The sequence below is a fragment of the Leisingera sp. S132 genome, from assembly GCF_025144465.1.
Taxonomy (GTDB): Bacteria; Pseudomonadota; Alphaproteobacteria; order Rhodobacterales; family Rhodobacteraceae; genus Leisingera.
This window is the reverse complement of record NZ_CP083553.1, coordinates 3,471,702-3,485,425: the sequence shown is the minus strand read 5'-3', so window position 1 is coordinate 3,485,425 and position 13,724 is coordinate 3,471,702. Positions and strand designations below refer to the sequence as shown.

General features: G+C 62.0%; 15 protein-coding genes. 3 read left to right on the top strand and 12 right to left on the bottom strand.

Annotated features, from left to right (window positions below):
• Window positions 1–148 precede the first annotated feature (148 nt).
• From K3725_RS17225 to K3725_RS17175, 11 genes are all read right to left on the bottom strand, one after another.
• A complete protein-coding gene (locus K3725_RS17225; RefSeq protein ID WP_260016491.1) occupies window positions 149–1,243 on the bottom strand; it encodes an alpha-hydroxy acid oxidase in 1,095 nt (364 codons plus the stop codon).
• Complete coding sequence (comE, locus tag K3725_RS17220; RefSeq protein WP_260016490.1) at window positions 1,243–1,797, bottom strand: sulfopyruvate decarboxylase subunit beta; 555 nt, start codon at window positions 1,795–1,797, stop codon at window positions 1,243–1,245. Before comE ends, K3725_RS17225 begins: the two co-directional genes overlap by 1 nt.
• The gene (gene comD, locus K3725_RS17215) at window positions 1,794–2,300 is read right to left on the bottom strand and encodes a sulfopyruvate decarboxylase subunit alpha (RefSeq protein ID WP_260016489.1); all 507 of its coding nucleotides are present in this window, start codon (window positions 2,298–2,300) and stop codon (window positions 1,794–1,796) included. Before comD ends, comE begins: the two co-directional genes overlap by 4 nt.
• A 37-nt stretch (window positions 2,301–2,337) precedes the next feature.
• The gene (locus tag K3725_RS17210) at window positions 2,338–2,748 is read right to left on the bottom strand and encodes a universal stress protein (protein WP_260016488.1); all 411 of its coding nucleotides are present in this window, start codon (window positions 2,746–2,748) and stop codon (window positions 2,338–2,340) included.
• Between the two features lie 30 nt (window positions 2,749–2,778).
• Window positions 2,779–3,759, bottom strand: coding sequence for an alcohol dehydrogenase catalytic domain-containing protein (locus tag K3725_RS17205; protein WP_260016487.1), 981 nt, complete (start codon window positions 3,757–3,759; stop codon window positions 2,779–2,781).
• The gene (locus K3725_RS17200; RefSeq protein WP_260016486.1) at window positions 3,756–4,517 is read right to left on the bottom strand and encodes an SDR family NAD(P)-dependent oxidoreductase; all 762 of its coding nucleotides are present in this window, start codon (window positions 4,515–4,517) and stop codon (window positions 3,756–3,758) included. The genes K3725_RS17205 and K3725_RS17200 overlap by 4 nt, the downstream gene beginning before the upstream one ends.
• Complete coding sequence (hisD, locus tag K3725_RS17195) at window positions 4,510–5,817, bottom strand: histidinol dehydrogenase (protein WP_260016485.1); 1,308 nt, start codon at window positions 5,815–5,817, stop codon at window positions 4,510–4,512. Before hisD ends, K3725_RS17200 begins: the two co-directional genes overlap by 8 nt.
• 12 nt (window positions 5,818–5,829) lie before the next feature.
• A complete protein-coding gene (locus K3725_RS17190) occupies window positions 5,830–7,158 on the bottom strand; it encodes a TRAP transporter large permease (protein ID WP_260016484.1) in 1,329 nt (442 codons plus the stop codon).
• A gap of 13 nt (window positions 7,159–7,171) precedes the next feature.
• A complete protein-coding gene (locus K3725_RS17185) occupies window positions 7,172–7,684 on the bottom strand; it encodes a TRAP transporter small permease (RefSeq protein WP_260016483.1) in 513 nt (170 codons plus the stop codon).
• A 108-nt stretch (window positions 7,685–7,792) separates the two neighbouring features.
• A complete protein-coding gene (locus tag K3725_RS17180; RefSeq protein ID WP_260016482.1) occupies window positions 7,793–8,938 on the bottom strand; it encodes a TRAP transporter substrate-binding protein in 1,146 nt (381 codons plus the stop codon).
• 22 nt (window positions 8,939–8,960) lie between these two features.
• Window positions 8,961–9,146, bottom strand: coding sequence for a hypothetical protein (locus K3725_RS17175; protein WP_260016481.1), 186 nt, complete (start codon window positions 9,144–9,146; stop codon window positions 8,961–8,963).
• A gap of 132 nt (window positions 9,147–9,278) precedes the next feature.
• Here K3725_RS17175 and K3725_RS17170 point away from each other — a divergent pair, with 132 nt between their 5' ends.
• Window positions 9,279–10,301 carry a LacI family DNA-binding transcriptional regulator gene (locus K3725_RS17170; RefSeq protein ID WP_260016480.1) on the top strand — a complete coding sequence of 341 codons (1,023 nt, stop codon included), beginning with the start codon at window positions 9,279–9,281 and terminating at the stop codon, window positions 10,299–10,301.
• A 238-nt stretch (window positions 10,302–10,539) separates the two neighbouring features.
• On the opposite strand, the gene K3725_RS17165 is transcribed toward K3725_RS17170, so the two are convergent.
• Window positions 10,540–11,409, bottom strand: coding sequence for a glycosyltransferase family 2 protein (locus K3725_RS17165; protein WP_260016479.1), 870 nt, complete (start codon window positions 11,407–11,409; stop codon window positions 10,540–10,542).
• Between the two features lie 126 nt (window positions 11,410–11,535).
• On the opposite strand from K3725_RS17165, the gene miaB reads away from it, so the two are divergent.
• Both miaB and K3725_RS17155 read left to right on the top strand, forming a co-directional pair.
• Window positions 11,536–12,858, top strand: a complete 1,323-nt coding sequence (gene miaB / locus K3725_RS17160) for a tRNA (N6-isopentenyl adenosine(37)-C2)-methylthiotransferase MiaB (RefSeq protein ID WP_260016478.1) — start codon at window positions 11,536–11,538, stop codon at window positions 12,856–12,858.
• Between the two features lie 279 nt (window positions 12,859–13,137).
• Window positions 13,138–13,716 carry an OmpA family protein gene (locus K3725_RS17155; RefSeq protein WP_260016477.1) on the top strand — a complete coding sequence of 193 codons (579 nt, stop codon included), beginning with the start codon at window positions 13,138–13,140 and terminating at the stop codon, window positions 13,714–13,716.
• The last annotated feature ends 8 nt before the right edge of the window (window positions 13,717–13,724 follow it).

Here is a 13,724-nt window from a genome sequence, read left to right as displayed (position 1 = left end):
TCGTCCTGGAGTGGATTCCGAAGTCTCTTGGCTGATCGCTTGCCGATGAGAGGCCCAATCTCAGCGGTAGACCTCCGCCAATCGCAATGACTTGTTCTGGAGTGAAGCGCCCATTCATCGAAACGCATCTGATTTGCCGGCGTTCTATTTAGTCACCAGTCAGCACAGTTCGCCCGGTTTGCGCCATAGCTACACTCAGCTCGTCACTCAGGGCATCCCATAGCTGCTCCAACCCAGACTCTCCAGAAGCCGCGATCGCAAACTGAAGAATTCGTCCAGCAAATACGAAGTCTGCCCCTAGTGAAAGAGCTTTGAGAATATCCTCGCCTGACCGGATGCCGCTGTCATAGAAAACAGGGAAGTCCGGCCCAAGAGCAGAGCGGATTTGCGTAAGCATTTCGATAGGAGCAGGTGCTGCCTCAAGCTGCCGTGCACCATGGCTTGAGACTTGAATGGCATCGACGCCCGCGGACACCAGCGCGCGGGCGTCTTCAACGTCCAGCACGCCCTTTATCACCAGTTTGCCGGGCCAGAGGTCGCGCAGCCGTGCCAGCGTGTCCCAGGTGGCGCGCGCCCGGCTTTCGGTGCGGTCGAAGTCATAGCCTTCCATCAGGAAATTCGCCATCACCGGCTTGCCCTTCAGCAGCGCCGTCAGCGACCAGCGCGGGTGCAGGGCAAAATCGAGGAACTGCCGCGGGCCGATGCGGAACGGCATTTTGAAGCCATGGCGCAACTCGCGCGGGCGGCGGCCCACTTCGGGCACATCCACCGTCAGCACCAGCGTCTGGTACCCGGCTGCGCGGGCGCGCTCCGCCAGTTTGAAGGTGCCGCTGCCGTCACCGCTGAAATAGAGCTGGAACCAGGCGTAGCCCTCTGCCGTTTCCAAGATGGTTTCCAAAGGTGTCGAGGCAACGGTGGAAACGCCATGCGGTACCCGGTAGCGCGCCGCCAGCCGGGCCAGCATCAGGTCGGCGCCGGGGGCTGCGAGGTTGCACATGCCCATCGGGGCAATCCCGAAAGGCCGGTCTGCCTCGGCACCGAAGATGCGTGTAGCGAGCGAGCGCTGGCTGACATCGCGCAGGATGCGGGGGCGCAGGGTGATGGCGTCCAGGGCAGCGCGGTTGCGCGCTGCCCCGGTTTCCTGCCCGGCGGCCCCGTCGATATAGTCAAACACCATCCAGGGCAGCCGCCGCCGGGCCAGACGGCGGGCATCCTCGGCCGAATGGATGGCGCCTGCGTCCATCAGCCGGCCACAGCCTTCATGAAGCGGTCGCGGATCACCACCGGGTCCATGGTGATCACCGGCATCCTGGCGTTGCCGCTGTCGCATTTTACGACCAGCACCGTGGCCTCGCCGCTGGCCAGCGCCTCCTCCAGCGCCGGGCCGGTGTCCTTGTCCTGCACTTCCACCACCTGGGCGCAGCCGGCGGCGCGGGCCATGCCCGCCAGATCGGTGCGCTGGCTGGTATAGGTCGGCTGATCACCGGTGGAGCCATAAGATCCGTTGTCGATGATCATCAGGATGTAGTTCCCGGGCGCGTTGTTGCCGATGGTGGGCAGGGTGCCGAGGTTGGTGAGGATCGAGCCGTCACCATCGATCACGATCACCGGTTTCGGCTGCGCCAGCGCCAGCCCCAGCCCGATGGAGGACGCCAGCCCCATGGTGCCCAGCATGTAGAAATTGCTGGGCTGGTCGTCGATGGCGTGCAGTTCTTGCGACGGAATGCCGATGTTGCAGACCACCAGTTCGTTGCGCAGGATCGGCGCGATCTCTTTCAGGATTTCGGAACGGATCATTGGTCGCCGTAGCCTCCCCAGAAATTGGCGTCGGTCAGGATGGCAACGGGCTTGTTGCACATGAAGGTGTATTTCAGGATGTTGTCCAGCTCCTCGACATCTTTCTGCCAGTGGAAGTGGTATGTCGGGATGTTGAGCTGGGCCAGCAACGCCTTGGTATGCACGGCCATTTCCACCTGGCAAGCCACCGGCTCGCGCAGCTCGCCGCGGTAGGAGATCAGCATCGGCAACGGCATCCGGTAGTATTGGATCAGCGTCGCCAGCGTGTTGATGGTGACCCCGATGGCGGTATTCTGCATGATGATCGCCGGGCGCTTGCCGCCCATCCAGGCGCCGGCGCAGAGCCCCATGCCCTCGTCCTCCTTGTTGGAGGGGATGTGGAAGATATCGTCCCGCTGGTCGATCTCATCGATCACCCCGGCCAGCTGCTTGCAGGGCACGGTCGTGACGAAGGAGACGCCGTTGGCGGCCAGATCGTCAGCGATCCTCTTGTCTATGTTCATGGTCGGTAGCCTTTGCTTCGGGTGTCGTGTTTCGGAGTCAGGAGGTGCGGCAGACATGCACCGCGCAAGGAGCGTGGCGGACAACGCGGGCGGCTGTAGAGCCGAGGAAAAAGTCGCTAAGCCCCGGTTTGTGGGAGCCGACGACGATGCAGTCCACGCCGTGCTGCTCCGCGTAATCGATGATGGCGCGGTAAGAGCGGCCCTTGACGATTTCCGCTGTCACATTGTCCAGGCCTGCGGTCTTTGCCGCGAGCAGCTGGCGGGCCTTGTCGAAGCCTTCTCGCACGGTGTCTTCGTCCAGGTAGGCGGTGACCGAACTGTGCACCGCCTCATAAACATGCAGCGCGGTGATCTGCCCTCCCGGATTGCACAGGGTGGCGGCGGCCTTCAGCGTGGTCTCAGATACGCCGTGATCCAGGGCCATGGGAACCAGGATTTTGTCATACATGGTTGCTCTCCGTTTACTCCGTGCGCGGGCTCATGCCCAGGGGTCGAGGATGATCTTGGGTGCCGCCACCGCGCCGGACCGCAGGTCGCGGAAAGCCGCCGCGCCGTCTGACAGCGGCCGCAGCTCGGGCCAGTCGAGCGGGCCGAGGCGCCCGTCAAAGATTGCCTGTGCCGTGTCGCGGAAATCCTGCGCGGTATAGGTGTAGGTGCCGATGAAGGTGATCTCCTGCAGCGTCATGCGGCGGATATTCATGCCGCCGGTGTCTTCACCCAGTCCGACATGGGCAATCACTCCGCCCGGTGCGGCAATTGCAGAGGCTGCGGCCCGTGTAGCGGCATAGCCCACGGCGTCCACCACCAGCGGCACCATACCCTGGAACTCTGCCACCGCCTTTTGACCGCAGCGGTCCGTCAGGAAGGCCCGGCGCGCTTCGTTGGGCTCCTGGATGGTCACCTCCGCCACCCCCATCGCCCTGAGCGCCAATGCCGCAGCGAGGCCGATGGCACCGCCGCCGATCACCAGCGCGCGGCGCTCTGTGCTTGGATGCAGCGCCTCCAGCGCCAGCCGGGCGGCGTGCCAGCTGACCGCCAGCGGTTCGGCAAGAGCTGCCTTTTCCAGAGGCACCGCCTCCGGCACGGTCACAAGGTTGCGCTCCGGCATCGCCACGAACTGGGCAAAGGCGCCCTCGCGCGGGGGCATGGAGATGATCTGGCGGCTGGCGCAGAGGTTTTCGCGCCCCGACGCGCAGGCAGTGCAGCTGCCGCAAGTCACCAGCGGATTGATCGTCACCCGGCGGCCCGCATGAGGGCCGTCCTCGATCATGCCGGCGGCCTCGTGCCCCAGGATCAGCGGCGCAGGCCTGCGGTTGTCGTGGCCCAGATAGGCGTGCATGTCTGAGCCGCAGATGCCGGAGGCGCGGATGCGGATCAGCTGCTCGCCCGGCTGGCTCGCGGCCATCGGCACATCACGGACCACAAGCGTCTCAACCCCTTCATAAACCAAGGCTTTCATTTCGCCGTGAACCCCCCGTCAACCATCAGGATTTGCCCGGTGACATAGGCCGACGCGTCCGAGCACAGGAACAGCAGCGGCCCGTCGATATCCTCCAGCCGCCCGTTGCGGCCGATGCAGGTCTGAGCCGCATTGCGGGCAGCGCGTGCGTTATCTTCGAAGACAGCCTGAGTCAGCTCGGTCGGGAAGAAGCCCGGGCCGATCGCGTTTGCGGTGATGCCATGAGGCGACCAGGCCTCTGCCATGGCGCGGGTCAGCTGGCCGATCCCGCCCTTGCTGGCGCCATAGGCGATGCCGCCGGGAAAGGCGCGGGTTGTCTGGAGCGAGGCGAAATTAACGATCCGCCCCCAGCCCCGCGCCTTCATCGCAGGCACCAGCACCTGGCTGAAGAAAAAGGGCGCCGAGAGGTTCAGCGCCAGGGTCTGATCCCAGCCCTCCGCTGTCACCTCATCTGCGGTCTGCCGCGTGTTGACGCCCGCCGCATGCACCAGGATGTCCGGCGCCCCGAAGGGGGCGGAGACCGCCTGCCGCAGCGCTTCCAGCCCGCTGCTGTCCGCCACATCCGCCGCCGCATACGCGGCAGCCGGGCCGATCTCCGCGCAGAGGCTTTCCAAAGCCTCCGCTCGCCGCGCCACCGCCACCACCTGCGCTCCGGCAGCCGCCAGGGCGATAGCTGCCTGCCGGCCCAGACCAGAGCTGGCGCCGGTGATGCAGGCGGTCCGGCCTGACAGGTCGAACAGGGCACGCGGGTCAGCCATTGGCGGTCAGGTCAAAGGTTTCATCAGGGAAATACTTGGCCAGCCGCACATCAGCCGCGCGGGCATGGCCCTCCATCCCCTCCAGCCGTGCAATCCTGGCTGTGGCCTCTGCCACAGGCTTGGAACCCTCGCGGGTGGCGCGCTGCCAGGTGACGATTTTCATGTATTTGTGGACACTGAGGCCGCCCGTGTAGCTGGCCGCGCGCGAGGTCGGCAGCACGTGGTTGGTGCCCGCGGCCTTGTCGCCGTAGGAAACCGTGGTCTCCTCGCCCAGAAACAGCGAGCCGTAACAGGTCAGTTGCTCCAGCCACCAGTCCAGGTCCTCTGCTTGCACCGTCAGGTGCTCGGGCGCGTATTCATCGGAGCACGCGGCCATTTCCTCGCGGTCCGTACACAGGATCACCTCGGCATAGTCGCGCCAGGCCGCGGTCGCATTCTCGCGGTTCACTTCTGGCAGATCGTCGATGTAGCCAGGCACCAGCCGCATCACTTCTTCCGCCAGGGCGCGGTCGTCCGTCACCAGCCAGACCGGAGAGTTGTAGCCATGCTCTGCCTGGCTCACCAGATCGGTGGCGACGATATGCGCATCCGCGGTGCGATCGGCCAGGATCAGGCTGTCGGTCGGGCCAGCAATCATGTCGATGCCGACGCGGCCGAACAGGATCCGCTTGGCCTCCGCCACGAACTGATTGCCGGGGCCGACCAGAATGTTGGCCTTGGGCAGGCCGAAGAGGCCAAAGGTCATCGCCGCAACCCCCTGCACGCCGCCCATCGCCATGATCTTGTCGGCGCCGCAGATATGGGCGGCATAGACGATGGCAGGGGCCACGCCCACACCTGGGCGCGGCGGCGAGCAGGCCGTTATGTGCTTGCAGCCCGCGACCTTGGCGGTGGTCACGGTCATGATGGCGCTGGCAATATGGCTGTAGCGGCCGCCGGGCACATAGCAGCCCGCCGCATCCACCGGGATCACCTTTTGCCCGGTGACGAAGCCGGGGGAGATTTCGGTCTCCACATTCTGCATCGTGCTTTTCTGCAGCTCTGCAAAGCGGCGCACATTGTCGTGAGAAAACTGAATGTCAGCTTTCAGCTTTTCGGGCACCAGGGCGCAGGCGGCCTCGATCTCCTCTGCTGTCAGCAGCACATTGCCTTCGTAACGGTCAAACTTGGCAGCATATTCCAGCGCCTTGGCATCGCCGCCTGCCTCAATATCATCCAGGATGCCTTGCACGATCTTATGGGTTTCGGAGGCATCCGACTTGGGGGTCAAGGCAGCCTTTTTCAGGTATTCACGGGTCATTTCCAGGGGGTCCTACTTGTAGATATCAGGAAGCAGCGTGGTCGAGATCGGCGGGATGTAGGCGATCAGCAGCACCACGATCAGCATGGTCAGAACAAAGGGGATGGCACGGGCGGCGATCTTGAGGATGGACTCGCCGGTGATGCCGGAGACGACGAACAGGTTCAGGCCCAGGGGCGGGGTGATGAAGCCGACCCCCAGCGCGGTGATCATCATGATGCAGAACTGGATTTCGTTCATGCCGATGTTGTCGGCGAGCGGCTTCAGGATCGGCGCCAGGATCACGATATTGGGGGTCGTTTCCATCACGCAGCCGGCGGCGATCAGGATGCAGATCATCAGCAGGATCAGCAGCGAGGGATCATCGGTCAGCCCGGTCACTGCGGCCACAAACCCCTGCGGCACGCCCATGATCGCCAGCGCCTCGGCCAGCGGGGCGGAGAAGGCGATGATCGGCAGGATCACCCCGTTCACCTTGGCAGAGCTGACCAGCATCGCCGGGAAATCCGAGAGCTTGAGGGTGCCCAGGATGAAGCCCATCAGGATGGTGACGACCACCGCCGTGGCGCCGGCCTCGGTCGGGGTCAGGCGGCCGGAGAAGATGCCGTAGAAGATGATCCCAGGCACGATGAAGGCATACCAGCCGGATTTCAGCGCATGGCCCAGGTTGCCCAGCCATTCACCGAACCCCATGTTGCCGCCGGTCTCATAGGTATACAGCCGGTTCATGATGATGTTGGTCACCAGGATCGACACCAGAATGGCAATCCCCGGGATCAGCGCTGCCAGGAACAGGGTGGAGGCGGAAATACCCAGTACCAGGCCGATGATGATATATGCGATGGAGGGCGGGATCAGGATGCCGGTGCAGGCGCCCGCAGCCACCAGCGCGCAGGCATAGGGGCGGGGATAGCCGCTTTCGACCAGCCGCGCGATGGTCATCCGCCCGACGGCAGCAGCGCCGGCGGCGTCAGAGCCGGAGATCGCCGCGAACATGCCGCAGACCAGCACCGTCGCAGAGCCGAAGCCGCCCCGCGTCCAGCAGGTCAGCGCCTCGGCGACATCGAGGAATTTCTTGCTGAGGCCGGTGCGCACCAGCACGTCGCCGGTCAGGATGAACAAGGGCACCGCGGTCAGCGCAAAGGCATCGATGCCGGTGAACAGGCTTTCGCCGATGGCGCTCAGCGGCAGGTCGCCGGACATCACCAGCATGGTGATCGCCGCTGCGCCGATGGCGGCCCAGACCGGCACCGCCAGCGCGATCAGCGCCACGAACATGATCACCGGCAGATAGAAGTCCCAGCCCAGTTCAACCGTTTGATTGAGTGAATTCCACAGCATCGCTTAAGGCTCCTCAATCAAACAGCTTGTCGCCCTCAAAGACGGGCGTGCCGTCGCGAAGGCTGCGCCAGTCGCGCAGGAAGGATTGCAGCAGGCGCCAGATCATCAGGGCAAAGCCCGCGGGCACCGCCATCAGGAACCAGACCATCGACACCCGCAGCCCGTGGCTGACCGATCCGAACTTGGCCGATACCAGCACCGTCTCGAACGACCAGTAAAGCGCCACCAAGGCCACGATGAACATCACCAGATCGCCGAAGATATAGATCAGCGCCTTGGGCCGGGGCCCCAGGTAATGCAGGATCACGTCGATACGGATATGGGCGCGCTCCTTGACCGCAGCCGCGGCGCCGATCCAGGCCAGATAGATAAAGGAATAGCGGACGATCTCCTCGCCCCAGATCGAGGAAAAGGCAAACAGCTCGCGCCGGATCACCTCGATCGCCATGGTGATGACCAGCATCACATAGAACACCAGGAGCAGCCAGCGTTCTGCGTTCTTGTCGATGTTTCGCAGGATGTGCATTGCTATTCCCGGGGTTCAGGCACCCCCCCGCAACCAGCCCGGCGGGCTGTTGCAAAGGCGGCTGTTGAAAATGCGGGGACCGGATGAAGGCCCCCCGCCCTCTGAGGCTCAGGCGTCGTGGACGTAGTATTTGCCCTGGGTGCCGGCGGCCTCTTCCAGCTTGGCGAAGCTCTCCATCGAGCCTGCCAGCTCAGTCTTGAAGGTGTCCCATTCGCTGCGCTGATAGCCGCCGGCCTCTTGCCACTCGCCCAGCTGATCGTTGCTCAGTGTGTGAAACTCGACACCGGCCTTGGTCAGTTCCGCCATCGCATAGGCGCGGGCGGAGGGCACTTTGGACAGGTTCTGATGCGCGGTCATTTCCGACCCCCACATCACGCCGTCCTGCACGTCGGCGGGCAGTGAATTGAACCATTCCAGATTGCAGGAATAGACTTGGCTGTCCGGCACCGCCTGGGTAAAGGTCACATGGCTCAGGATGTCCTTGAAGCCAAAGACATACAGTGCCCCGACCGACGGATCGAGCGCATCCGCCACCCCCTGCTTGATTGCAGAGGGCGTCTCGCCCCAGGCCACTGGCGTCGGGTTGGCACCGACCATCCGGTAATACTGCTGCAGCATCTTGGATCCCGGCACCCGGAATTTCACACCAGCCATGTCGCCCGGCGACATCACCGCGTTGCCGCCCTTGCGCACCGCCACCACGCGGGGGTCGATATTGACATAGAACAGCGCCTTGAAGCCGGCGGCCTCCACCTTGGGGTGCACTTCCGCGTTCCAGAAATCGGAGGTCACCAGATTGGTGAACCGCTGATTGGAGCCGCAGAGATACGGCATGTTGATCAGGTCAACGGTAGAGGCGAAGGGTGCAAAATTCGACAGCGAATGCTGCGCCGCTTGAATGGTGCCGCCCTGCACCTTCTGCACCAGCGCACCACCCGCACCCAGCTGTCCGCCGGGGGCAAGCTTGACATAGATCTTGCCGTTGGTGGCGTTCTGGATGTTCTCCTTGAGATCCAGCTGCATGATCGGATAGCTGCGCGACGCGCCCAGCACATAGGCCGTGGCAACGGTCATGATATGCTCGGCCGCGCGCTCACGCTCCTTCTCTTCTTTGGCGGTTTGCGCGGCGGCTTCGGACGACCAAAGCACCCCGCCTGCACCAGCCACCAGCGCCGCAGTAAATGAGCCGGTCGAGGCCAGTTTCAGAAAATTGCGGCGCTCAGCAGATTTGAGGCCATCCTTGCCATTCGTCATTGTCTTCCTCCCTTAAAATCCGTCAGCTGCCGTTTTTGTTCTTGTGGTCAGCTTCGCGTTTGAGAATTGCCGCCACGAACAGGATCGAGGCAGCGAAGAGAACCAGCATCTCTCCGACATCGCCCAGAAAGCCACCGCCGCCAAAGGCGCCCGTAGCGACATTGGCAAAGAACACGGCAAATACGGCAGCGGAGGCCCAGAGAAACATCGCAAGTTCCCAGCTTATTATCTCAACCCTATTTGTAAGCGCTTACATTGATAATGCAAGCGCTTACATAGATGGCTGGAAAGCGCTGTGTTTTGTGGTATGACGAAAGGTAAAGGAAATGGCAGGCGTCACATGGGAAAAACCCGCTCAGCACCAACACTTAACGATGTTGCAAAGGCCGCTGGCGTTTCGACCGCCACGGTGTCGCGCTGCCTGAATTCTCCCGATCGGGTGATTGAGGCGACCCGCCAGAGGGTGATGCAGGCGGTCGAATCACTGGGCTATACACCGAATTTCGCGGCGCGCGTGATGGCGGCCAAACGCAGCTTCACCATCGGCGCCATCATTCCGACCATGGACAATGCCATTTTTGCCCGCGGCCTGCAGGCCTTTCAGGATCAGCTGCATAAGAACGGCTATACGCTCCTGGTGTCCAGTTCGGCCTACGACCCTGAGGCGGAACGCGAGCAGATCCGCACCCTGGTGGCCCGCGGCGCCGACGGGCTGCTGCTTATCGGGCACGCGCGCGACGCAGAAATCTACGAGTATCTGGAGCGCCATCAGGTCCCGTCACTGGTCGCCTGGTCCTACGATCCCGAGGCGCAGCGGCCTTCTGTCGGTTTCAGCAACGCAGACGCCATGTGTGAACTGGCACGGAGCGTGATTGCTGCTGGCCACCGGCGGATTGCTATGATCTCCGGAAACACACAGGGAAATGACCGGGCAAAAGGCCGGGTGGAGGGTGTCAGGCGGGCGATGGCTGACAGCGGCCTGGACGCAAATACCTTAGCGATGATTGAAACGGATTATGAGATTGAAAAAGGGGCAGAGGCCTTTCGCCAGCTGATGGCAATCGTCCCCAGGCCAACGGTGGTTATGTGCGGCAACGATGTGCTGGCTGCCGGCGCACTGCGGGAAGCCGGAAGACTCGGGATCAATGTGCCTGAGCAGGTCTCTGTGACAGGGTTTGATGACATCGAACTGGCTGAGATTGTCAGCCCCTCATTGACCACTGTGCATGTGCCCCACCGGGAAATGGGTCGCAAGGCAGCGTGTGAGCTGACTGCCATGGTTGAAGGTACTTCGGAAGGCCGGTCAATCTGTATCGGCACAAAGGTTGTGAACCGTTGTTCCTTGGCAGAACTGGCTGGCTAGTTATAGCGAAAGGCTGCTTGGAAAGTTTCAGGTTGCGGCCTGCTCCTCACGGTCTTTCAGTTTTTTGCCCGCTTAAGGTCTGGCTGGGAACAAATAGACTGTTTGCCGAAGTCCGCACCGCGCCGCTGGCAACGCGCGATCAGGCTGTAAAGCTCAGGCAGTTGGGTGTTACCGGAGACAATCAGCCCTTCGGCGCAGATATCGAATAGGACCAGAACACATTGGCGCTACGCCTGCCTTAGAACCATTGCCCGGGTTCCATAAGGCCGAGGTCCAGAAGCTGGCGCGAATGCCACTCAAACGGCGCGGAATTGTGCCAGCGAAAGGTTTTGATATCGAAAGTGGAGCCTGGATTCCGCTTTAGCGCCTTGGCGGTGCGGAAGGAGCAGACCGCAGCTGTGAGGTTGTGGTGCCAGGGGCACGCGTATGTGTTGTATTCCTGCTCGCTGAAGGTGTGATCCTGTTGCAGTTTTAGACCCGGCCTGGCACGGAACAATGAAATCCGGTCGATTTTGCGGCTGGCTGCGGGAATGTGTTCTTCGAAGCGCCAGCGAACACCGCCGAAGAAATCCAGCTGCCGCTCGCGCGGGTGCCCGGTTTCCGGATCCTTCCGCGACTGCGCATAGTAACCGGATTTGTCGAGATACGCGTCTTCTAGCGACACCGCGCCGGGGCAGGTATTGAGATCGCCGGCGTAGAGGTCAATCACATAAGTGAGCATCGCATCCCGGCGTTCCTCGGTGTGGAAAGTGAGCATCTCTCCGATCCCGCGCGTTTCACAGAACGGAAAAAACAGGTATTCTGCGTTATAGCAGTAGTAGAGCCAGCAGCCTGGTTCAGCCGCAGCGATAACCTCGTTGATGGCTCCCGTGACGGCGCCGTCCGACCCGCAGTCATACGGCACCCGATGCACCAATGCGCGCACATCTTGGGGCAGGTCAAAGGCATCCGGCATCAAGGCCGCCACCGCCTTGAAACCGCATTGAAGATGGTGGCGCAGGGTGGTGGCTATCTCCGTTTCATCTTCAATAAAGACCAGAGCCACGGGTCCCTGGGACAGCAGTGGTTTGCCCTGTTTCAGGAAATCCTTCAGCGAGGAGTACATCATGCTGGTCTGCCCTGCCTTTCTGGCCTTTGCAGTCAAAATCGGGTAAATGCGGCTCCATTGCAAGCCGCGGCATTTGCCTGTAATGCAAGCCGCTGTTTACCCACCCTGGCTGGAAGGCTGACCTGCATGAGCGCCCCGAAAAAGCTGTTTATCAAGACCTATGGCTGTCAGATGAATGTCTATGACAGCGAACGGATGGCCGAGGCGCTGGGCGGCGAAGGATATATTGAGACGAAATCGGCAGATGACGCTGATATGATCCTTCTTAATACCTGTCATATCCGGGAAAAGGCCGCCGAAAAGGTATACTCCGAACTGGGCCGTTTCAAAGGGCTTAAGGCAGAAAAGCCGGATCTCAAGATTGGTGTCGCCGGATGCGTCGCACAGGCCGAAGGCGAGGAGATCATGCGCCGCCAGCCGCTGGTCGATCTGGTTGTCGGACCCCAAAGCTACCACCGGCTGCCAGAGATGGAGGCCAAGGCACGGGCAGGGGAGAAGGTGCTGGACACTGATTTTCCCGAGGAAGACAAGTTCGAGAAACTGAAAAACCGCCCCAAGGCAAAGCGCGGCCCGGCTGCGTTTCTGACGGTGCAGGAAGGGTGCGACAAGTTCTGCGCCTTCTGTGTCGTGCCGTATACCCGAGGTGCCGAGGTTTCGCGCCGGGCAGACCGTATCCTGCGCGAGGCGCAGGACCTGGTGGAGCGCGGCGTGCGCGAAATCACCCTGCTCGGCCAGAACGTGAACGCCTATCACGGCGCAGGCCCCAACGGTGATCTGACCTTGGCGCAGCTCATCTGGGAACTGGACAAGATCGACGGTCTGGAGCGTATCCGCTTCACCACATCGCACCCCAACGACATGCAGGACGACCTGATCGAGGCACACGGCACCTGCGCTAAGCTGATGCCCTATCTGCATCTTCCGGTGCAGGCGGGGTCTGACAAGATCCTCAAGCGGATGAACCGCTCCCACACTGCCGAAAGCTACATCCGCCTGATCGAGCGCATCCGCGCCGCGCGGCCTGACATTCTGATCTCCGGCGATTTCATTGTCGGCTTTCCGGAGGAGACCGAGGAGGACTTCCAGGCCACCATGGATCTGGTGGAGGAAGTGAAATACGGTACCGCCTATTCCTTCAAATACTCGACCCGTCCCGGCACCCCCGCGGCGGAACGCGCGCAGGTGGATCCTGCCGCGGCAGACGACCGGCTGCAGCGATTGCAAGCCTTGCTGACCCGGCAGCAGCGCGAAGTGCAGGACAGCATGGTTGGCCGTGAAGTTGGGGTGCTGTTTGAAAAGGCCGGGCGCTTGCCCGGGCAGATGGTGGGTAAATCCGACTACCTGCATGCAGTGCATGTCGCTGATTGCAGCCGCGGTATTGGCGAACTTGCCCGGGTTCGTATTGTGTCTTCTGGAGCGAACTCCCTGGCTGGCGAACTGATCGGCTGAGACCTTGATTTGATCGGCGAATCGCCCCGGCAGCCCGCCGGGGCAGCCCCAAGTCCGGGGGATTTCTGCAGCGTCTGCCGACACGATTGCTTCGCAGCTGGCAACAATGTCTCAATGTTGGGCTGAGTGTCCTTTGGGGGCGTTCAATCAGCTTGTGCATTTGTCCGATTTTCGGAATGTTTTAACTTAAAAATCAGATAGGTTTACTCTTATGGCCTGAGCGATGGCCAGGTTTGAGACAGCTCCCTGGGGGGGGGCTAAGGTGAAGGAATTTCGGTTGTGTTGACATTCAAACTGCACAAGGCGATTGCGCTGGCCGCTGCTGCCGCGGCTGCGCTCAGCATCGCCGCTGCGCCTGCGAGCGCCCAATCACAGCAGCGAACCATCAAAGGCGAACGTTATGTGCCGACCATTTGGGTCGATCCGGACGGATGCGAGCACTGGGTGATGGATGATGGCGCTGAAGGCTATATGACACCGCATGTCAAACCGGATGGCAAGCCGGTTTGCCGCCGTGGCAATATCTGCGGCGTGATGCCGACAGACCAGTTCTTTGCTACGGACAAACACTTTATCAATTCAGCAGGCAAGCAGCGTTTGCGCCAGTTCTTCCAGCAGGCGCGGGGCAACGGTGCACGGTCTTTCGTTGTTGCGGGCCATACCGACAGCAGAGCGTCGGATGAATATAACATCCGCCTGTCCGAACGCCGTGCAAACGCCGTGGCTGCAGTTGGCCGTTCGGCCGGTGCGCGTATTGCAGGCGTGCGGGCCTACGGCGAGCGCGATCCGCGGGTGCCCAACACCAGCGCTGCCAACATGGCGCAGAACCGCCGTGTCGAAATTTATTGCCTGCGCTGAGGGGGGAA